Source organism: Paenibacillus sp. FSL W7-1287 (assembly GCF_038004245.1).
Classification (GTDB): domain Bacteria; phylum Bacillota; class Bacilli; order Paenibacillales; family Paenibacillaceae; genus Pristimantibacillus; species Pristimantibacillus camelliae.
This window is the reverse complement of the sequence record NZ_JBBORD010000002.1, coordinates 501,998-522,417: the sequence shown is the minus strand read 5'-3', so window position 1 is coordinate 522,417 and position 20,420 is coordinate 501,998. Positions and strand designations below refer to the sequence as shown.

The 20,420-nt window shown below is 42.4% G+C and carries 22 protein-coding genes; 6 read left to right on the top strand and 16 right to left on the bottom strand.

Translation table 11 applies throughout. From position 1 onward, the window contains the following. Window positions 1-21 precede the first annotated feature (21 nt). The 3 genes from NSQ99_RS22360 to erpA all read right to left on the bottom strand — a co-directional run bounded on the left by NSQ99_RS22360 (window position 22) and on the right by erpA (window position 3,418). Entirely contained in the window at window positions 22-2,271 is a 2,250-nt protein-coding gene (locus NSQ99_RS22360; protein ID WP_340839152.1) for an ABC transporter transmembrane domain-containing protein, read from the bottom strand. A gap of 15 nt (window positions 2,272-2,286) precedes the next feature. Continuing rightward, complete coding sequence (locus tag NSQ99_RS22355) at window positions 2,287-2,799, bottom strand: hypothetical protein (protein ID WP_340839151.1); 513 nt, start codon at window positions 2,797-2,799, stop codon at window positions 2,287-2,289. A 259-nt stretch (window positions 2,800-3,058) separates the two neighbouring features. Next, entirely contained in the window at window positions 3,059-3,418 is a 360-nt protein-coding gene (gene erpA, locus NSQ99_RS22350; protein WP_251668423.1) for an iron-sulfur cluster insertion protein ErpA, read from the bottom strand. A gap of 191 nt (window positions 3,419-3,609) precedes the next feature. Between erpA and NSQ99_RS22345 the strand changes: the two genes are divergently transcribed. Then, a complete protein-coding gene (locus tag NSQ99_RS22345) occupies window positions 3,610-4,674 on the top strand; it encodes an NAD(P)/FAD-dependent oxidoreductase (protein ID WP_340839150.1) in 1,065 nt (354 codons plus the stop codon). A gap of 117 nt (window positions 4,675-4,791) precedes the next feature. Here NSQ99_RS22345 and NSQ99_RS22340 read toward each other — a convergent pair whose 3' ends face one another. Next, window positions 4,792-5,064 (bottom strand): YuzB family protein, encoded by a 273-nt coding sequence (locus tag NSQ99_RS22340; protein ID WP_251668420.1) that lies wholly within the window; start codon window positions 5,062-5,064, stop codon window positions 4,792-4,794. A gap of 107 nt (window positions 5,065-5,171) precedes the next feature. Here NSQ99_RS22340 and NSQ99_RS22335 point away from each other — a divergent pair, with 107 nt between their 5' ends. After that, on the top strand, window positions 5,172-5,417 hold the full coding sequence (locus NSQ99_RS22335) for a NifU family protein (protein ID WP_251668419.1): 246 nt from the start codon (window positions 5,172-5,174) through the stop codon (window positions 5,415-5,417). A gap of 50 nt (window positions 5,418-5,467) precedes the next feature. On the opposite strand, the gene NSQ99_RS22330 is transcribed toward NSQ99_RS22335, so the two are convergent. The 10 genes from NSQ99_RS22330 to NSQ99_RS22285 form a co-directional block, all read right to left on the bottom strand. After that, window positions 5,468-6,241, bottom strand: a complete 774-nt coding sequence (locus NSQ99_RS22330; protein ID WP_340839233.1) for an SDR family oxidoreductase — start codon at window positions 6,239-6,241, stop codon at window positions 5,468-5,470. A 38-nt stretch (window positions 6,242-6,279) separates the two neighbouring features. Further along, complete coding sequence (locus NSQ99_RS22325) at window positions 6,280-6,996, bottom strand: Cthe_2314 family HEPN domain-containing protein (RefSeq protein ID WP_340839149.1); 717 nt, start codon at window positions 6,994-6,996, stop codon at window positions 6,280-6,282. Between the two features lie 110 nt (window positions 6,997-7,106). Continuing rightward, window positions 7,107-8,030 (bottom strand): COX15/CtaA family protein, encoded by a 924-nt coding sequence (locus NSQ99_RS22320; RefSeq protein ID WP_251668417.1) that lies wholly within the window; start codon window positions 8,028-8,030, stop codon window positions 7,107-7,109. Window positions 8,031-8,120: 90 nt separating this feature from the next. Further along, window positions 8,121-8,459 (bottom strand): thioredoxin family protein, encoded by a 339-nt coding sequence (locus NSQ99_RS22315; protein WP_251668416.1) that lies wholly within the window; start codon window positions 8,457-8,459, stop codon window positions 8,121-8,123. A 72-nt stretch (window positions 8,460-8,531) separates the two neighbouring features. Then, window positions 8,532-10,196, bottom strand: a complete 1,665-nt coding sequence (locus NSQ99_RS22310) for a putative polysaccharide biosynthesis protein (RefSeq protein WP_340839148.1) — start codon at window positions 10,194-10,196, stop codon at window positions 8,532-8,534. A gap of 23 nt (window positions 10,197-10,219) precedes the next feature. Then, window positions 10,220-10,933 (bottom strand): ThuA domain-containing protein, encoded by a 714-nt coding sequence (locus NSQ99_RS22305; RefSeq protein WP_340839147.1) that lies wholly within the window; start codon window positions 10,931-10,933, stop codon window positions 10,220-10,222. Window positions 10,934-10,950: 17 nt separating this feature from the next. Continuing rightward, the gene (locus tag NSQ99_RS22300; RefSeq protein WP_251668413.1) at window positions 10,951-11,430 is read right to left on the bottom strand and encodes a DUF456 domain-containing protein; all 480 of its coding nucleotides are present in this window, start codon (window positions 11,428-11,430) and stop codon (window positions 10,951-10,953) included. 40 nt (window positions 11,431-11,470) lie between these two features. Then, window positions 11,471-12,238 (bottom strand): Cof-type HAD-IIB family hydrolase, encoded by a 768-nt coding sequence (locus tag NSQ99_RS22295; protein WP_340839146.1) that lies wholly within the window; start codon window positions 12,236-12,238, stop codon window positions 11,471-11,473. A gap of 514 nt (window positions 12,239-12,752) precedes the next feature. Continuing rightward, window positions 12,753-14,885, bottom strand: a complete 2,133-nt coding sequence (locus NSQ99_RS22290) for a peptidoglycan D,D-transpeptidase FtsI family protein (protein WP_340839145.1) — start codon at window positions 14,883-14,885, stop codon at window positions 12,753-12,755. A 22-nt stretch (window positions 14,886-14,907) separates the two neighbouring features. Further along, the gene (locus NSQ99_RS22285) at window positions 14,908-15,408 is read right to left on the bottom strand and encodes a hypothetical protein (protein ID WP_340839144.1); all 501 of its coding nucleotides are present in this window, start codon (window positions 15,406-15,408) and stop codon (window positions 14,908-14,910) included. 100 nt (window positions 15,409-15,508) lie between these two features. On the opposite strand from NSQ99_RS22285, the gene NSQ99_RS22280 reads away from it, so the two are divergent. Both NSQ99_RS22280 and NSQ99_RS22275 read left to right on the top strand, forming a co-directional pair. Then, window positions 15,509-16,693 carry an MFS transporter gene (locus NSQ99_RS22280; protein WP_340839143.1) on the top strand — a complete coding sequence of 395 codons (1,185 nt, stop codon included), beginning with the start codon at window positions 15,509-15,511 and terminating at the stop codon, window positions 16,691-16,693. 598 nt (window positions 16,694-17,291) lie between these two features. Beyond that, window positions 17,292-17,660: a toprim domain-containing protein gene (locus NSQ99_RS22275; RefSeq protein ID WP_251669844.1), complete on the top strand. Its 369-nt coding sequence runs from the start codon at window positions 17,292-17,294 to the stop codon at window positions 17,658-17,660. On the opposite strand, the gene NSQ99_RS22270 is transcribed toward NSQ99_RS22275, so the two are convergent. Then, window positions 17,657-18,286, bottom strand: a complete 630-nt coding sequence (locus tag NSQ99_RS22270) for an SCO family protein (protein ID WP_340839142.1) — start codon at window positions 18,284-18,286, stop codon at window positions 17,657-17,659. The genes NSQ99_RS22275 and NSQ99_RS22270 overlap by 4 nt on opposite strands. A 22-nt stretch (window positions 18,287-18,308) precedes the next feature. Further along, window positions 18,309-19,166 (bottom strand): heme o synthase, encoded by an 858-nt coding sequence (gene cyoE, locus NSQ99_RS22265; RefSeq protein WP_251669847.1) that lies wholly within the window; start codon window positions 19,164-19,166, stop codon window positions 18,309-18,311. A gap of 253 nt (window positions 19,167-19,419) precedes the next feature. On the opposite strand from cyoE, the gene NSQ99_RS22260 reads away from it, so the two are divergent. Together NSQ99_RS22260 and gerQ are read left to right on the top strand one after the other, a co-directional pair. After that, a complete protein-coding gene (locus NSQ99_RS22260; protein ID WP_251669848.1) occupies window positions 19,420-19,842 on the top strand; it encodes a cell wall hydrolase in 423 nt (140 codons plus the stop codon). Window positions 19,843-19,941: 99 nt separating this feature from the next. After that, on the top strand, window positions 19,942-20,364 hold the full coding sequence (gerQ, locus tag NSQ99_RS22255) for a spore coat protein GerQ (protein WP_432806954.1): 423 nt from the start codon (window positions 19,942-19,944) through the stop codon (window positions 20,362-20,364). Window positions 20,365-20,420 lie beyond the last annotated feature (56 nt).

The window sequence follows — 20,420 nt, the reverse complement described above, 5'->3', positions numbered from 1 at the left end:
GCTTATCCTTTCTTAAGCTTCTCAGCCTAGTCTTTCCTCTAACATGCTCTGAACATATTGATTAACCTCTGGATGTCTCGATAGTATATGCTGCAAATGCTTACGCTGTAAGGAAATGACGACGCATAAGGTCTGCGCTTTAATGGTTGCAGTACGTGGGACATTTCTCAGTAGGGCAATTTCGCCGAAATGGTCTCCATCCTCTAGAACAGCAACGGTTCTATCCTCCAGCTGCCCTGCTTCACTCTTAAACTGCTTCTGGACCTCGACCTTGCCCCGAATGACTATATAGAACTTTTCGCCTCTTTCGCCTTCATGAATAATCGTTGCACCTGGCTCAAAGCGCTCAGTGTTGAACAGCATGGCGATATCCTCAAGCAGCTCGAAGGCAATAGGCTTGAAAAAGTTGAGCCTTGATAGTCGAGCGGCATCGATTTGCACATCGTCGCCTTCCTCTGATACCGTAAAGCCGGCCTGCTTTTCCCATAAGTATTGATATTGCCCCTGTAAAGCGAGCAGCTCCTCATGGCGCCCTTGCTCAACCAGCTGTCCTTTATTAAATACGCAAATAAGATCAGCATCCGCAACGGTAGATAAGCGATGGGTTACGGATACAACTGTTCGCTGCTTGCCGAGTTTTTTAATCGTCTCGTTCATCGCGGCCTCTGTTGCAGGATCAAGCGCTGAGGTCGCCTCGTCAAGAATTAGCAGCTGCGGATCTCTCACAAGTGCACGTGCAATTGCTAGACGCTGACGCTGCCCACCAGAGAAATTGTTTCCTTCATCCTCGACTATCGTATCGTAACCTTTCGGCAGTGTCATAATATAATCATGGATCTCTGCAAGCTTGGCAGCATGTATAATATCTTCCTCGGATGCATTCTGCTTGCTTATCGCTATGTTTTCTTTAATGGTTCCTCGAAACATAAAATTATCTTGAAAAACGACTGCAAGCTTATCTCTGAAGATAGACAGATTGTGCTTATCGAGACGTACTCCGTTAATGAGCAGTTCTCCCTCATCTGGCTCATAAAGCCCTAGCAGAAGCTGTACCATGGAGCTTTTACCTGAGCCGCTGCTGCCAACAAAAGCAACGGTTGCTCCACTTAATATACGTAATTGAACATGGTGAAGCACGCGACTTTCGCGACCGTAGCCAAACGAGACATCATTAAACTCAACCTGAAGTGGCTGCACAACTCCTCTAGCTGCTATCCCCTCAATAGCAACAGACTGCTCGAGCGATGCTGCAGCTCTAAATCGCTTCGATTGATCTTGCTCACTAGCCCCATCCTTTATATGGTCAGCCTCTAGCTCATCTGTTGCATGAAGAACCTCTTGAAGCCGCTCGACACTAACCTTCGCATCGGTAATTGCGGGAATGATAAAGGTCAAGCTGTACACAGAGTTGCCCATGGACATGTACATCGTATAAAAAGCGATCAGCTCTCCAATCGTTATACGGTCGACGATTGCTAGATACGAGCCAAACACCATAATTGATAGATTCACCACGAGCAAGCTAATCATCGGTATGCGACCTAATGCTGCATTAATTAGATTCATCCTATAGCTGCTCACGAAAAGCAGCTTTGTACGTTCTACAAAACGCTTCTGCATCATTTGCTGTAAATTATAGCTTTTAATAAGCTTTTGAGCCTTTACATTTTCAGTAATTTCACTATTAAGCTGCGCCGCTTGTTTCTTGTACTCCTCGTAGCTTTGCTTTGCTCGCTTGCTTATTAGAAGAGGTCCTACAAATATTAGTGCAGCACCAGCAATAATAATGAGTGCCATACTCCACTCCAAATAGAGCAGCACACTCATGCTTACAATAACGACAACAACGGACTGAATACCGGTCGACAATAACGAAGTCATCGTTGAGCTAACCGTTGGAATATCGCTTGAAAACAAAGCAACGTGATCACCTGAACGCTTCGCTTGAAAATAACGTATCGTTAGCTGCTGGAGCTTGGTAAATATACCTTGTCGTAGGTCCTGTTCAAAAAGTGCATTAAGGCGAGCTAGCAGACGATCAGCCAGAACACCAGCTATCGTACATAGCACGCCGAGCACGAGAAGAATCCCGACAATCCTTACAAACATGCTCTGATCTTTAGGAGTGACCGCATAATCAATAATGTAGTTAAAGCTTAATGGAGCGATCGAGATAAATATTAAATCTAAACCAAACAAGATTAAAAATAGTACGGTTAGCAGCTTATAGGCTTTTAAGTAAGTGCCGATTAATTGCAACACCTTCCACATGTTGAATGCTCTCCCTTAAAAATAATCTATTTGCGGAAATGAAGAGACATACTTCTCCAGCATTTCATATGGAATAACATACGAAACTAAAGAACCATATACAGATTGATGCTGTTGAGCTTCTATCGCTAGCCTCTTCGTTACGAGCGAGCGAATGATGGAGTCTTCCTTCGTCCAAAATTGAAGCTCCTTAACCGGTTCCTCCAAGTATTGCAGGCACTGCACCATAAGCTGCAGCAGCTCTAGAAATAGCTTGGTTGATCGGTATGGCGGCTCAATATAGAACACTTGCAGCTGAATAACCTCACGGTTCTCGTAATTGTGCTCTGCCGTTCCACGTATAAAGCTTAAGCAGCCAACTATCTGATGTTCGTCATCTAAGGCGAGAAATATTTCCTCATCCATCAGTACTGGGCTTGCGAGATAGTTAAACGAAACTGTAAAGGGATATGGCATATTCAACTGTATATAGCGGTCCAGCACATACTCCATATAACGCTGCTCATACATAAAAGCAGAAACTCTCATCACTTCAACCTGCATGCTGCACCTCACGCTTCCAAAAATTACAGTTACAAAAAATAGTAATATGGTACTATCATACATTAGTCATAAAGCGATGAGTAGATAGTAAAGAAAAGTTTTTTTGCAAAATATTTGTTTATTTACTCGTTAGTTATTTAAATTTTCATGGCATAACAAAACAACCAGTCACTCATAGCCGAGTGACTGGTTGTTGATAAGTGTTTAATGATTAAGCTAAGCAGCTGATAAATATTGACTCGGCTTAGCAAGGATCTGCAGCAGGATTGCCCGCAGCAGTCGCCGTGCGGAAGCTTGAGCCACAGCCGCATGTAACGGTAGCATTCGGATTATCAATCGTGAAGCCGCCTTGCATCGCAGATTCTTTAAAGTCAATAATAAGGCCCCGTAGGTATTTCGCGCTATCCTCGTCTACAGCAACCTTTAAGCCCTGAACCTCAAGAATCGTGTCAGTTTCATTCTGCTCATCATCGAAGCCCATTCCATAAGAAAATCCGCTGCATCCTCCCTCTTTTACGCCTACACGTAAAAATAGATCTGGATTGTTTTCCTCAGCCAGCATCTCATTAATTTTTTCAGCAGCTAGTTCAGTAATTGTAATCATTGTATTCCCTCCATTCTATTCTATTCCAATCCCAGCAATGAGATTTCAACTTACTTTTGTATAGTTATAGTATACTCCACTCCACAGTGAACCTCAAGATGAACCATTTTCCGTACATTGTCCTCTTCTCTTGTGGTAATATAGTACAAGTGACTTTTACAACATGTGTATACACAACTGGAGATGACGTTATGAAAAAAAAACTTGTAGTTCTAGGCGGTGGCTATGGGGGATTAGCGCTTATTAATGAGCTATTAAATAAAGGTTTACCGAATGACATTGCCATTACACTCATAGATAAGCAGCCCTTCCAAGGCTTAAAGACTGAATATTACGCATTAGCCGCTGGCACCGCGGCAGATTCAGAGCTAAGAGTCGCATTTCCTCAATCACCTGATGTTACGTTAGCTTTAGGTGAAATCACTTCGCTTGACCGAACTAAAAAACTAGTGCATGTGACCGGTCATGATCCCATTGCTTACGATTATTTGGTCATTGGTCTAGGTTGTACTGATCATTATCATGGAATTGTAGGTGCTGCGCAATACAGCAACAGTATTCAAACATTCCAAGCTGCGCGCAAAGCATACACCGCACTCAATAATATTGCGCCATATGGCACAGTAACAATTGTTGGAGGCGGTCTAAGCGGAGTTGAGATGGCATCCGAGCTGCGGGAAAGCAGAGGCGATCTTAAAATATCCTTGATCAACCGCGGGCCAAAGCTGCTTGGTGGATTCCCGGAAGGAATACAAAACTATGCTGCACAGTGGCTAAGAGAACATGATGTTGAATTGTTATTGAATACTCAGCTGGAGCGTATTGAGCATAATCATTTATTCGTTGAAGGCTCAGATTCGAGTCTAGAAACAGATATAACGCTTTGGACTGCTGGTATCCAGCCTGTTGAGCTCGTTCAACGTTTGGATGCGGATAAGGATAAGGGAGGACGTCTGAAGCTTAATAAGCATTACCAGCTGCAGAATGATCCTTCGATATTTGTTGTTGGGGATTGCGCTTCTTTACCGTATGCACCTAGCGCTCAAGTTGCTGGTATTCAAGGCGAGCATATCGCACATATCTTACTAGCGATCTGGAAAAACAAAACTATTCCTGTCGAACCAATTAAACTTAGAGGAACACTAGGTGCACTCGGCAAGCATAGCGGCTTTGGCGTTATGGGATCGATGTCCATAAAAGGACGCATTCCTCGCCTAATCAAAAGTGGTATTTTGTGGCGATCAAAGCATTCATAAAGTCATGGCACGGTGATGATGTCACGAATCATTGGAAGGTATAATAACTCATTCTTTACACATCATAAGGTGCACACAACGATATTATTCACTAATCATCACTATTTAAGCCTTAAACTACAGATCATCGAGTAATCGATCTAGAGCAGCTTGATTCTCAGCATCCTCAACGAGAAACTTTTGAATTGCTTCATCTAGCTCGGCGACCGAATCAGCTGCAACAATTGTGCCGTTTACTAAAGCGAAAGGCTTAAGATAGCATTCACCACAATTGCCAAGACATCCATATTCCGTTGTTTCGTACGTATCATCAAGCTCGTATTTATCGAGCAGCACCTCTGTACCGTGATGCATATTGCTTGTGCAAAATTCAATGGTTGGTTTTAACATAAACACACCTTAACTTTCAAAAAACTTATTGGTTCAACAACTTTGCTGAGAACTGTATTCATTTGCATTACTTTGTACTATAATAGAATAGAAAGGAGATGAATGCAATGAGTGAACAACTACAAGATACTAAGTATGATGAAGTATTGGACGTCCTTGACAAGCTTCGTCCGTTTTTACAACGCGACGGCGGTGATGTGGAGCTAGTAGACGTAGAAGACGGCATTGTAAAGCTTCGCCTAATGGGTGCATGCGGTAGCTGCCCATCTTCCACAATTACGCTTAAAGCAGGTATCGAGCGTGCTCTTCTTGAGGAAGTTGACGGCATCGTAGAGGTTGTACAAGTATTCTAAATAAACGATCAGTTTTGATCATAAGGCGATCTCGCATAAACGAGATCGCCTTATTTTTGATTTAGAATATTAGCGCGTATCGGATCGAAGCCACCCGTTACATCAATAATGTTGCCAGTTAAAAAGCTCGATTTCTCCTTACATAAAAACGTAATGACTCTAGCCACATCTTCGCCTGTTCCAGGCCTACCGGTTGGCTGCTCCTCGTCATAATCGTGCTGCACCTCTGCAATAGACTTTTCCTTATAGACACCTTTAATATCCCCAGGACCGATCATATTGACGGTGATACCGTATGGTGCTTCCTCGACTGCGAGAGATTTTGTAAAAGAGACTAACGCGGTTTTTGCTGCTGCGTATACGGCACGCTGCGGCCATGCTCTAGCTTCATTGGCATGACCAAATCCAAAATGTATAATTCTCCCCCATCGTTTGTTGCGCATATAAGGCAACACCTGATTATCTAACAACATAGCCGAGATTAAATTGCCTTGGATCAGTGACGTAATAAGCTCAGGATCATATTGTTGAAAAAGCTTCCGTTCCCGAACGAAAGGTCCTGCATTGTTAATAAGGATATCGACGCCACCGTCCCAGCTTTTCACGGCTTCCGCTAACTCATTAACACCATGAGATGAGGATAGATTCGCTTGAGCTAGTCTCACTTCGACCTTGTACTTTTGAAGCTCTTGCCTTAATTGTTCTGCTTCAGACTTGCTAGTATAATAATGCAGCATTAGGTTACAACCTTGCTGTGCTAATTCAATCGCTGTTCGTTTTCCTAGACCCTTGGCGCTACCAGTTATTAGCGCCTTTTTTCCCATAAGTTTCAATTCTATCCCCCTTCTCTAGCTATAAGCCCTTATTTTTGTTTCATGATTCGCTCGGCATATTGAAAGGTAAGTAGAATGGACTGTGTAACCATATGTAAACCAGCAGCTAAATCCTGTAATTGCAGATCTAAATTTTCTAGCTTTATTTCCGTTTCTTGTCCGTACATTCGCGTTTGCTGAACAAGATCATCGTGCATTTCAGAATTCATATAGTGAATTTCTGTATTACGTCTTCTTCTTAAACGATGTGTGGGCTCTTTACTGCTTTCCTTTAAGTCATTCAATGGCTTCGTTAAGTCTGAATGAACACCAGATTCACGCATTCTTCTCAGAACGGTAAAGTAAGAGAAATGCGGCTTTACACGCTCCGTGCGCATTTCCAGTAATTCATTTAAGAAAGTGCCCAGCTTATCCAGTAAAGAGAAAACTCGAATAAAACCATTCTTATCAAAGTAAACGTATCGTGTGTAATTTAACTTCTGAGTTTCATCCATTTCTGCTAAGGTCGAGCTTGTAATCATCTCTTTGTATTTTTTCGCAGCATAGTGACTTGAATATAGCTCGTGAAGAGAACTGCGCAAGCCAAGGCTCCATATTTCAAACTTTGACCAACGTTTATTCGCTTCTTCACTTTCATTCCGTTTTGCGGAGGCAGCTGCCGCATAGCGCTGCAATAGTTGATCTGCTTCAATAAAGAGTGGATCTGGCGTAATAGAATCTTCTGGATATAAAAATTGCAGCATCATTTCACCTCATTTTATTAGCTAGCTATAATCATACCATATTCTGTTCTGTGCTCGCATCTACACCCTTAATGCAAAAAAACTGCCACTCGGTTATCGAATGGCAGCTTAATTTATTGACGTTCTCGATATATCCAAGATCGAATAACTAAGTCAACGATTAATGCAAATAACGCTACAATAATTAAATTGTGCAATAAGCTTGTGAACAAGAACCAATTATCATTACCGATCGTACTTACGAGCCAAGCACCGCTAAATATTTGTGCTATGACTAATACAACAATAGCAAGAGATGATTGGGTTAAAGATGAATTTCCGGTTGTACGCTTAATGTAAAGATATAATGCAATAAGTACGATACCTAATATCGCTGCAGCGACACGGTGAATAAATGCAATACCCGTAGCTCCGGTCATCTCTGGGATAACTTCCCCATTACATAACGGCCAGCCGAGACATCCACCCGCACTTTCAGTATGACGGATAAATGCACCCAGATAAACAACAACGTAGCAATACACCGATGCTGCCAGTGCCCATGGCATCAGCTTGCGAGGGTACAGTGTTTTTTCTACAACACCCTTCTTATCACGATAACACCATATTACGAGAAGGGCTGTTGCGGCAAAGGCTACAAGAGATATACCAAAATGAATAGCCATAATCGGCGGAGATTGCGGCCACATAACGGCAGCAGCTCCCATTAACGCCTGCACAATTGTAAATAACAGCGCATACCAAGCATATTGCATTGGTTCACGGTACGCATTGCCTTCACGCTTGTACATGCGATAGATAGAGAAAAACACGATCGCCACTAAAATTCCTTCTACACCGCTCACGACACGGTGAGAGTATTCGATCATCGACTCAACCGTATAGGCTGGTACGAATTTTCCGTTACAGAGTGGCCAATCATCTCCACAACCGCGACCAGAATCCGTATTGGTAACTAATGCTCCCGCAAGAAGTACGAGCAGCATTCCAATACAGGACAGATTCGCTAAAGTTCGAAATCGTTTTGTAACCTTCATGTACTCACCTAATTCTTATTGTTCTGTCTTTTCATTATATCGAGCACATTAGGTAAAAGCCATGTTCAAAATGTGAATTTTGTAACAATATTATAACAGTTCGGCCATCTCAATTGTTCGATTCACAAACTGTTCAATCTCTTCACGTGTTTTGCGCAGCTTACTCACAAAACGTGCGATTTCCTTGCCGTCTTTGTAAGCGATAAAGCTTGGTATACCTAATATGTTAAGCTCAATGCAAAGATCAGGAAGCTCATCACGATCGACTTCATAGAATGTAGCCTTACCTTCATATTGCTGCACAACGTCTGGCATAAACGGATTGATATAATGGCAATCACCGCACCATGTTGTTTTAAATACAACGATTGTGAGCTTATCTCTCCCAACGAGATCATGGAACTGTGCATCATTAGTAATTCTAATCATTGCTTTATCCTCCTTGAGCTTTAAACATTGTTCATTCAGAAGCATTTATGCAGTTATTCTAGAACTAATGGATTAACCAGTACGAAGTACGCGCATTACCTTTCTCATCGGGCCTCTTAATTTCCCGGGCAATGCCTCGACATCCTGTGCAGTGATCACTTTTAGCTTCAGCAATAATATGCCGTAAATAACACACAATATACTGCCAGATATAAGCACGGCGATTAAATAAGAAAGCTTAGGTGCTAGCTCACCTGTTAACGAAAGCATCGCACGTTCAGCACCCCAGCAGGCAGCAGTGGATATGACTACTGCTGCAATATAAGGAATCCATTTTCTACCCATAACATGAAGCGACACGTCGCGCTTTATGAGACGAATATTTAACAGCGTAATGCTTAAGAAGCAAATCGTCGTCCCAATGATAAAACCATAGACCCCAAAATAATAACCAAACAAAGTACTAAATACGACCTTCATCATTAATCCTATAATCGTATTGTACATCGTCTGCTTCTGCTTACCCATACCATACAATATTGAGTTTGTTGTCATCATCGTAATTTGCAATATCGTCCCAGCACAAAGCAATGCGACAATATCATAGCCTTCATTGCTTGAAAACAACAAACCAGTAACGGAGTATGCGGCTACAGTTAGGTACATGGCAATTGGCACACCAGAGATGCAGACGATCTTCATAACCATTGATGTTTGCTTGTTTACCTCGGATTGATCCTTCCGAGCAAAAGCTGCAGCAATAATCGGAACGATCGAAGAGCCTAGGGCAATCGCTAAAATAGGCGGTATACCTGCAAGCGATTGTGCTTTAATCCCTAGAATCGCCGCAACATCTGTTGCTTGGACTGAAGTGTACACCTTTTCCGTTATGCGCTTGAAGAATGATGAATCAAATGTATAGACGAGATTAATGGTCATCGCAGTCAATAATGCTGGAATTGACATACGAAGGATCTCGCCATATATTGTGCGAAATTTCAGCTTAGGCCCTTTATTTACTGAATACGGTTGATTAGGCAGCAATGCAGCACGGGCCTCTGCTGACGTTTTTGATAAGCGAGCATCCTGCTTCTTAAGCTTACGAGAATAATAGATCATAATGACAAATGCTGCGATGCTTCCAAAAACACTACCAAACGTAACAGCTGCCGCAGAGGTTGTATCACTGTAGCCTAGTGTCAGGAATATATATCCTAGCGCAAGTCCTAATATTACGCGAGCAAATTGCTCTACAATTTGCGAGATACCTCCAGCGGCCATCATTTGACGACCTTGAAAATACCCCCTCATCATGGCAACAACTGGAAATACGATTAGTGCAGGGGCAATCGCTTGCACTGCTAATGAAACAGAGGACTCCTTAACGATCGTTGTTGCATAATAAGAAGCTCCAAAAAATAATATTAAAGTTAACAAAACTCCTGCTACCGCACCAAATATGAGTGCAGCCTTATAAACGCGGCGAGCTTCCTCATAGTTACCGCGTTCCATTCGTTCAGATACCATCTTGCTTATTGCACTTGGAAAACCAGCAGTTGCTACAGCAAGTAATATTAAATAAATTTGATTCGCAACAAAGAATGCATATTGTCCTTCTGAATTAAGCATATATTCAAGCGGAATTTTTTGAAACATACCTAGCATTCTGGCTACAAGCGCAGCCAGTGCTAGTATTAATGTGCCTTTCAGCAGCGAATCTTTCTTTAACGTTGTCATAAGTTATTCTTCTTCCTTTTCACCTACAGCTGCTCTAAAGGCTGAGCGTTGCCGCGTACCGGGGTTGCAGTCATTGTAGGCTTCGCCCATTTGATACCATTAGATATAACTTTAAGAATATGCTCATTATAATAAGTCGGGAATGTTTCATGTCCCGGACGGAAGTAGAAGATTTTACCTTGACCGCGTGTAAATGTGCAGCCGCTGCGGAACACCTCGCCGCCTTGGAACCAGCTAAGGAAAATTAGCTCGTCTGGTGCCGGAATATCAAAATGCTCGCCGTACATTTCTTCATGATCAAGCGTAATGTACTCAGGCAGACCTTCTGCAATCGGATGCCCTGGATTGACAACCCACAGACGCTCCTTCTCATTGGCTTCACGCCACTTCAAATCGCAGCCAGTGCCCATAAGCTTTTTGAATATTTTAGAGAAATGCGCGGAGTGCAGTACAATTAACCCCATACCCGCCATGACGCGGGCATGCACACGTTCAACGATTGCATCCTCAACACGATCATGTCCCATATGTCCCCACCATACAAGCACGTCTGTATTATTCAATACTTCCTCAGTAAGTCCATGCTCCGGCTCCTCTAGCGTTGCTGTACGTATATTGAATTGCTCACTTGCAAGGCCTTTTTGTAAAGCAATATGGATACCCTCTGGATATACACGCGTTACCTCTTCGTGCTGCTTCTCATGCAAAAACTCATTCCAAATCGTTACATTAATCAAGGTATTTTCCTCCTAAATTACAATATCCAAATGATAAACAGCACAATCATAATGAGCTGTAATACTATTTTAACAATAACACTGCTTAACAATCCAATTAATGAGCCCCAGCCTGCGAGCAATGCTTGCTTTAGCTTCGTACCAACAATTAATTCTCCAATAACCGCGCCTAGAAATGGTCCAAGAACAAGTCCGAAGGCCGGAATAACGAATGGCCCCACAATAATGCCAATCGTCGATCCAATGACTGATGCCTTCGTCCCACCATACTTTTTTACTCCCCATGCGCCAACGATATAATCCGCGACGACTAATACGATAAGGATAAAGGTTTGTAGAATCCAAAACCAGACATTAAAATCGCTAAAGCTAAAAAACCATCCGTACACAAAAAATGCTGCATAGATAGCGAATACTCCAGGCAATACCGGATATATCGTTCCAATCATCCCAACGATAAATAGTAAGACTACAATTATAATACCTAAAATATCCATTGCCTTCCCCCTTTAATCGGCAAAAAACTTACAACTAACGCTAAAGCTCCGCTTCAGCCTCGTTAAATATGTAGCGTCGAATGACCTCGGCTACGCCATGTTCGTTGTTGGAAAACGTAACTGCATCTGCTGCAGCCTTCACTTCCTCTTGGGCGTTTTCCATCGCGACTCCAAGCCCAACTGCCTCGATTGCTTTAATATCATTCAGGCTATCACCGACAGCGATCACTTCATCCATATGAATCCCCATGTGCTCGCATAACGCTTCGAGCGCACTTGCTTTTGACACCCCAAGTGGGTTTATCTCCAAATTATAAATGGAAGAATTAGATATTTCTAGCCCCTGCCAAGCTTCTATCTCACTGCGTATCGCTTGAATGATTTCAATATCCTCGTCATAATAGCCGAATTTTAGCCATTCATGCGCAGTTAGCTCCCCTTGCAGCTCATGCCAGCTGTCTTTATTGTAAATGCGCTTTGTCGTATATGCCCAGAACCAAGTATTCGGGTACTGAGTCGTAACACCGTGTAGCTTGCTAATCCAGTCCGCATCTAAAGTTTTACGTTGCAGCAATACATGCGGTTTCGACCAGATCTCTCCGCCGTTCACCGTAATCATAGGTGAATCTAGTCCCATATCCACCGCGTAGTCGATAGCATTAATAAAACCGCGACCAGTAGAAAATATAACAGTGACTCCCGCTTCCACTGCCTTCCTTATCCACTTCAAGTTCAGATCCGTGATATGTAAATCATCATTCAGCAATGTACCATCCATATCTAAGGCTAATAGTTTATATGCTGTCATATTTATCCCCTCCATGTCTCTCTAATATCTTATCATACCTATGCAATAAAAAGCTTCATCCCGCGTCAAGATGAAGCTCTCTACTCTAAATGTTTAGGATACGCGCTGTAATCCTGTTGTATACCTGTTAACCACTTCACTTAAATAGTCCTCCTGTAGCAGCAATACAAACGATGGCAAGAATTTTAATGACAAGTAAAAAGCGGCGAACGGCACTGTTCATCGGGATCTCCTGCTGTTCAACTATTTTCATACGATCACCTCCATCAAGTGATAATATAGTATATGCTGCTGACTTTGTTGCGTCACTGCAACTTTTTTTCCTTAAAGGTTGACTTTTCTGCACTGTTAAAGCTATGAGCTCGTCAGCTTCAAGTCTGAAGTTGTCGTGCTTTCAGCACCGAGAAATTGCCTTGTAGCTAACATCCTCTTTCGCTAATTTAAAGCAAATTGAGCAAGCATGTAGGTCTCCAGAGGAAACTTCCATGCTTGCTCATATACTTTTTGGCTCTATTTATTCAGCTTGAACATTATCTTCATTATCTTGCTCTACATCACTATCGGCACCTTCGGTCTCAGTTGTGCTGCTAGTAGTGCTATCGTTCGTGCCTGTTCTGCTCTTACCAAACAATTTCTCATATAGAGCATCATTCGGTTTATCTCTTAAGCCAAACACTGCATCGTACGCGTCAAAGATTTGGCGTCCTATCGGGGCTGCTCCCCAGCCTCCGAAGCCACCATCAGGGACAACGACTGCGACTGCCAGCTTCGGTTTATCTGCTGGTGCATAAGCGATAAATACCGCATTCTCAGCTACGCGTCCTTTCACATCCTGCTCTGACGTACCTGTTTTACTATTATAGCTATGACCAAAGCCTTCAAAGCCTTGCCCTTTTACTTGAGACATTCCCGTCTCGATCTCTTTCCAGTACTCATCAGGAATGTCAACCTCGTTCAAGACGACAGGCTCAAAGCTTTCAAGCAATTCTCCCGTAGAAGAACGAATCTCATTGACAAACTGTGGCTTCAACCGTTTTCCACGATTGGCAAGCATCGCAGTATATTGGGCCAACTGGAGCGTCGTATACTTCCCTTGCTGCCCAAAAGATGCATAGACTAATGCAGATTGTGGACTGCCTCGCTCAGCCTCAGAGAAATAATCAATGACTCCGGCACTTTCATATGCTAAACCGCTCTCTGTCGATACGCCTAATCCGAACTGCTTCATATAGCTATCCCAAATTTCAAGGCTTGACTTTCCATTGACAGAACCACGCTTGTATAGTCGATCTCCGATCATAGCAGCCATAAATGGGTTAGAGGATTTCGCAATCGCTAGCGCACCATCAATTTTACCAAGTGATTTATTCCCTGCGTTACGAATATACGCCTCATGTCCTGCCTTACCGTACGTGAAACGCCCGGTATCGTTATAATACGTCGATGTTGTAAATAATTCTTCATTCAAGCCAATGAGTACGGTCAGCGGTTTTATTGTCGAACCAAGGTTAACAATTGAGGACGGATGACCTGGTCTCTCCTCATCGGAGTACGGTCCGTAAACGGTACGTATCGTTCCGTTATTGAGGACGTGCAGGAAATTATCATAATCCTCTGAACTGATGCTTCCTCCTGCCCATATGTTCGAATCATAATCTGGCATACTTGCCATCGCTACGATCTTGCCTGTTTCCACTTCCATTGCAACGGCGAAGCCAGTTTTTGCATATGGTGCTCGTTCATATGGAAATGGTGAGTTTTGAATTTTTTCCAAATGAGCCATAATGGAGTTTTCTGTATGAAGCTGCAGATCCTTATCAATGGTCAGATACAGATCCGCGCCTTTTTCTGGATTCGTTATCGTGATCTCACCTGTTATCGCTCCAGCGCTGTTTACAGGGTAAGACTTCAATCCATTCGTACCGCGTAAGACGTCCTGATACATATATTCTATCCCATCGAAGCCAACCTCTTCTTGCTCAAGGTATTTATAGATTGGATTCGTTTCTTCCATCTTTTCGGCATAAAACTCATAAGAATTTCGTGCACCACTAAATTTTTTCAGATACCCTACGAGCTGAACTGCAACAGTATCCTCAGAATAATGGCGAACACTTTCTTCATGAATATTCACACCGACGAACTCTGATTGATTCTCCATGATGTAAGCAAGCTCTTCGTTCGTTAGCCCTGTTTTAATTCTTCGAGGAGTAGATATATAATTCCGTCTGTACTCTAAATCCATCTGACGAATGATATCCTCTTTCGTCATCATGTTCTTTTCATCACCATAGGTTTCAAAAACCTTTGCGAGCTTTTCAGCCATCTCTACTGCTTGATCCGTAGAGCTCCTGCCTCCTCGAATCGTTGGTTGAATGTTATAGTACAACGATTGTGTGGAGGAGGAGTATGCTATGGGATTACCATTCACGTCATAGATATTGCCTCGAATTGGAGCGATAGGATCGTGTTTTTCTGACTTTTTACTTCCCGCTGCACTTAATTGCGGTCCCTCTACAAACTGAAGCACTGCTAAGCGAACGATCAGCACGCTAAACACTGCAAACAATATAAAGAAAAATATATTCAGACGAAATGAAAATTGCTTTCGTCGATTAATTTCTCTTTGCTTTGGATCATCCTGCATCCTCGTTCACCTTCCTTGCATGTTACTTATTGCTGTTTTTTTGAGCTTGAGCAATGAAATCAGCAATAACGTCATTGCTCTTCACCTTAAATGCCGGAGCACCCTTTACCGAGATGGAAACCTCATCACTTCCAGATTGACCTTTGACAACGAGCGATGTCGTTGTAATTGTAAAGGCACCACCTTCACCTGCTTCATAGGATGCGTTTTTCGCTTCCTCAACCATTGCATCAAGCGCATCCTGCTTAACATTATCTGCAACCTTGCTTCCGATTTCCTTCAGCTCTTCAATACCAGATGTAACAAGCTCTGTACCAATTTGTTTGACATCATCAAGACTATAGCCGCTATACATAATCAGTCCCAGCACGATGAGCAGGATAAGCCCCCATTTGGCAACTGTTTTGACAACGTTAATGACGATAAGCACGATAATTAGCCCAATGACTAAAACGTACCACTTTTCTTGAATAAATGTTAACCATGTTTCCCAATCGTAACTCGAAAAATCTAAAAAGCTCATGTTCATCCCCCTTTTAATCTACACCAAATGAATAGTAGACATAAGTTGTCCTCATCATGCGTACAAGTATTAGTACTATGCTAGAAGGAGGCATATGCCTGTGAAAACCGCATTATGGCTTTACTTATTTCTATTCATTGCATTTTTTGATTTGCACGCTCAGTACCCGATCCTGACACCATTTGCTATCAGCTTAGGTGCTGCTCCATCCTTTATCGGATTAATGATGGGCTTATACTCCATTACTCATTTGCCCGGTAATTTGATGGCTAGCGTATATGTGGATCGCTTTGGCAGCCGCCCATTTATCGTAATCAGCCTACTATTAGCTGGTGCAATTCTATTATTCCAAGCATACGTTACGAACCCTTGGCAGCTGCTTCTGCTTCGCTCTATCGCAGGATTTGTGCTCGCGTTTCTATCACCTGCATGTCTATCATTGTTAGCGAGATTAAGCACAGATATAAGCGAGCAAGGAAAATTAATGGCCGGCAACGGATTGGTTCATACACTTGCCTCCGTTGTGTCACCTGCCGCTGGTGCTTTTCTAGTTGCTAAACTCGGTTTTACAGCCGCTTTTTATATACTAGGCTGGATCCTAATCATCACCGCGATATTAGCGATGTTTTTCATTAAAGAAAGTAAAATTGCACCTGCTAGCAAAGCAAATCAAAACGCTCAGCCTGAAATTTCTTCACCTAATCATCATACCATAGAACAAAGTGGCGATACCTTAAAATCAACTTCACTATCGTGGAAAATTTTCATGATTCCAATCGGTTTAAGCTGTGCTCTAGGTATATTAACGTTTGAACTGCCATTAATGGTGCAAAATAATGGCTCAATTATGACTACTGGCCTATTATTTACCGTCATTAGTATTGGATCTTTAATCACGTTATGTATGCTGTTTATTAACAAGTATAATCCAGCCTACAGAACGATATTAGGCACCATTGCGTTAACCGTGTTGTATTTTTTACTTGCATCGAATCTATCGATTCCTTTTATGCTGTTATTGCTGCTCATTGGTATGTGCAAAGGCATTGTGTTCCCTGCATTATCCCATTGGCTTATTCAAGTAAGTGATGGTGAGCGCTATGGACGTACATTCTCTATGCTCGCCATTGCCTCATCCATTGGCGCATTTCTTGGACCGTTTCTTGCCGGTCACTTAAGAGATTTTATCTCGCCATACTTTATTGCGTTTGTCATTCTCGCAGTTGCGCTTGCGTTTAATGCGTTGCCGGAACGTACTCCACCTAAACTCACCCTACCTGTATAGGATGGGTGGGTTCAAAAGTACGGCTTTGATTACGAAGCAGTGCGTTGTAGCATACTCGGCGTCGAATCTTGAACGCTAGCGAACCCTACAGTGCTCACGTACCAATAACGTACGCTGCGCTCTTCGGTCTCTACTAACGTCCAAGCTTCTCGGTACTGAAAGCCGAACTTTTGAACCTTGATTTTTATGGGTAGGTTAAAAGTACGGCTTTGATTACGATGTAACTTAATTAGCATATTCGGCATCGAATCTTGAACGCTAGCGAAAACTCCGTTGCTCACGTACCAACATCGTACGCTGCGCTACTTATTTTCTACTAACCCCAGCGAAGCTTACCATCTCTAAAGCGACCCTCCTTCCGCAGGAAGGTTCGAGCGTAGAGATGGTCAAGCGGAGCGCTGAAAGCCGAACTTTTGAACCCTGATTTTAATGGGTGGGTTCAAAAGTACGACTTTGATTACGATGTAACTTTAGATAGCAGATTCGGCATCGAATATATTGTCCTGCTTACAGAGCTGTTAGGTTTACAGCTCTGTTTTTATTTATCGTTCAACCGTGGTAAACTAAGCTTCAGTTCATGCTACGGAGGTAAGCTTTCATGAGAATATCCATCATCGTTGAAGGTAAGAATGATCGCAGTAAGCTGCAGCAAGTATTAGATAATGAAATCCATATTGTTTGTACGTTTGGTACACCAGGTAACAAACAGCTGCAGTCGATTGCTTATGAGCTTCGTCATGACGAAGTATTTATATTCACGGACAATGATTCCTCTGGACGGCGTATTCGTGGACTGCTAAGAGAGCTGTTTCCAGACGCTACTCACATCTATACCAAACGAGGCTACAAAGGCGTAGAAGGAACGCCGCTTGATTATTTAGCTGGGCAATTAGAAAAAGCAGGACTAGAGGAATTTGTCATATTCCCTGCTAATCCTGCTTCAAGCTGGCATAAAGATGAATTTTAGTACAGCTTCTTTAATTGCTTGTAAATATCTTCCGCTGTCAACTCAGGATCTCCCGCTTCGAGATTAGGCGAGCCGTTGATCCATTCGCGGATATTTCCATCCTCATCAACAAGGGAAATAATATTGCTATGATAGAATGTTTTGTTCTGCTCGTCATAGATGACTGCTACACCAAATTCGCGTGCTAGCTCAATGGATTCTTCTTTATCCTGTGCACGTAAAAACTTCCATGAATCAAACTCTGCACCTGTACGTTCTGCAAAATCTCGAATCACTTCAGGTGTGTCCGTTTCTGGATCAAACGTAATCGAGATGAGCTCGACCTTCTCTCCAAGCTCCCCTTTTTCCCTTAATATATCCTGTACTTCACCTAGCAAATAGGTTGTCGGTGGACATACATCAGGACAGCTCGCAAAGTAGAAGTAAACAATTCTATTTATACCATTTGTCGATTCTAGGCTAACTTCATTGCCATCGATGTCAGTTAGAGAAAAACTCGGTGCCGCCTGCTTTACTGTAAGTGGAGCTTCAGGCTTTAACACATACATGTACAGCAAATAGCCACCCATTAATAAAATCAAACAAACTAAAGCAATTTGAAAAGCATACTTCTTTAAGAATGCCATGTCTCTTTTTCCCCTTTCAGAGCTACAGCTTTGTAGTATTGATAATTAACATAATAAATACAATCATTAAGTAGTTCACTGAAATAAGAAAGTTTGTTTTCGCCCATTTGTCATCGTCTTTAGCTGTGAAACCAGTTAATGTATGAATTATCCAGATAACAGTAAGAACAGTAGAGACAATGAGATAAAACATGCCAGCCAAATTATAAGTATATAGTAAAATTACGGTGACCAAAAGCAGTACGAGATACGGTATCATTTGAATCTTCGTTCGCTTAACCCCTTTTACTACGGGAAGCAATGGAAAACCTGCAGCTCGATACTCCTCCACTCTCCGGATAGCAAGCGACCAAAAGTGTGCAGGCTGCCATAAGAATAAAAACGCAAACAACAAAAATGCACCCATATCAAATTCAGAGGTCACTGCACAATACCCAATAACAGGAGGCATTGCTCCAGATATACCACCAACCGAGGTGCTCCAAGTAGAGGTGCGTTTTAACCACATTGTGTAAATAACAATGTATGCGATCCAGCCTATCACTCCAAGTATTCCGCTAATTACGTTGACTTGCGTAAATAATACAGTTAATCCGACAACCCCAAGTATTATGCCATATATCAATACATGCGCTGGCTTCATTCGTTGAGATGGCAACGTACGATTTCGTGTGCGTTCCATCTTCATATCAAGCTCGCGGTCATAATAGTTGTTGATGACCGTTGCAGAAGCCATCGTTAAGGTACTGCCGATTAGCATCCAAATTAATAATACCCAATCAAAAGTCCACTTTGAAGCGATCCAGTAGCCTGCAAATGCAGCAAAAATGTTCAGTCGCAACAGGTTGGGCTTCGTTAAACTTATTAGATCTTTTAACACTTGCTAATCCTCCCGCTTTACGCAACACACTATATTTGCGATTATCCATCTTGATGAACCGTAACTAATCATACCGAAAAATAAAGCTTGTGACAATGTTCACTATTATTGTTCATTAATTCGTCATTCAAATGTGACAAAAACAATGTCACATATCTATCCCAAAATCATTGTCACACATGAGTGCCCAGTTCCATAGTATACCGTATAGTCTTGCGCCTAAAAACTAAATAAGGAGCTGATTGACTATATCATGGCTGTCATTAAAGCTAATACAGAGCATACCCGAATGCTTGCTCGATTGATGCGAGCAGAAGCAGAGGGTGAAGGTGAATTAGGCATGCTTATGGTAGGTAATGTTGGTGTGAATCGAGTGCTTGGGGAATGTCTTGATTTCCGAAATATTCGCTCGATCCCCGACATGGTTTATCAAAGTCCAGGCGGCTTCGAAGCAACGCAAAAGGGTTACTTTTATCAGAGAGCTCGTGAAAGTGAGATTCGACTTGCAAGGCGAGCAATTGGTGGAGAACGAACCCATCCTGCAACCTTCGCGCTATGGTTTTTCCGGCCTAGTGGAAGCTGTCCTAGCACTTGGTATGACCAACCGAACAGTGGCAGATTCAAGAGTCATTGCTTTTTTCATCCTACCCCTCAAAACTGTCCTAGCGTGTATTAACATTATTATTTTATTAATGAAGGGAAGTTACATGTAATGAGTTATTTTGATCAATCTTATTATTACCCTCAGAATTATGCACCATTCTATCGCGATGCGATGGCTGCTCCTCAGTACGTTCCAACTAGTGCGATGACTCCTGCTCAATTCGTTCCAACCAGCGCAATGACTCCGCCACCATCAGTACCGAGCGGAGCAATGGTTACACCAATGGGTGAGACAGTCGTGACACAGCAGCCACAATTTGAGGAATCCTATGTAGAAAATATTTTACGTCTAAACCGCGGAAAAGTCGGTACGTTTTATATGACATATGAGAACAACTCACAATGGAATGCAAAAATTTTCGTAGGTATTATCGAGGCAGCTGGTCGCGATCATATTATTATTAGTGATCCGAGAACTGGACAGCGTCACCTGTTACTTATGCTGAATCTTGACTATGTAACGTTCGATGAGCCGATTAATTATGAGTATCCGTTCCATGGTCAAATTGTAACCCCAGAGACGCCACCATTATAATTAAAAATCCTTTGTGCTATGATTTCTCTTTTCATTAGAGGAGAGAATTCATAGCT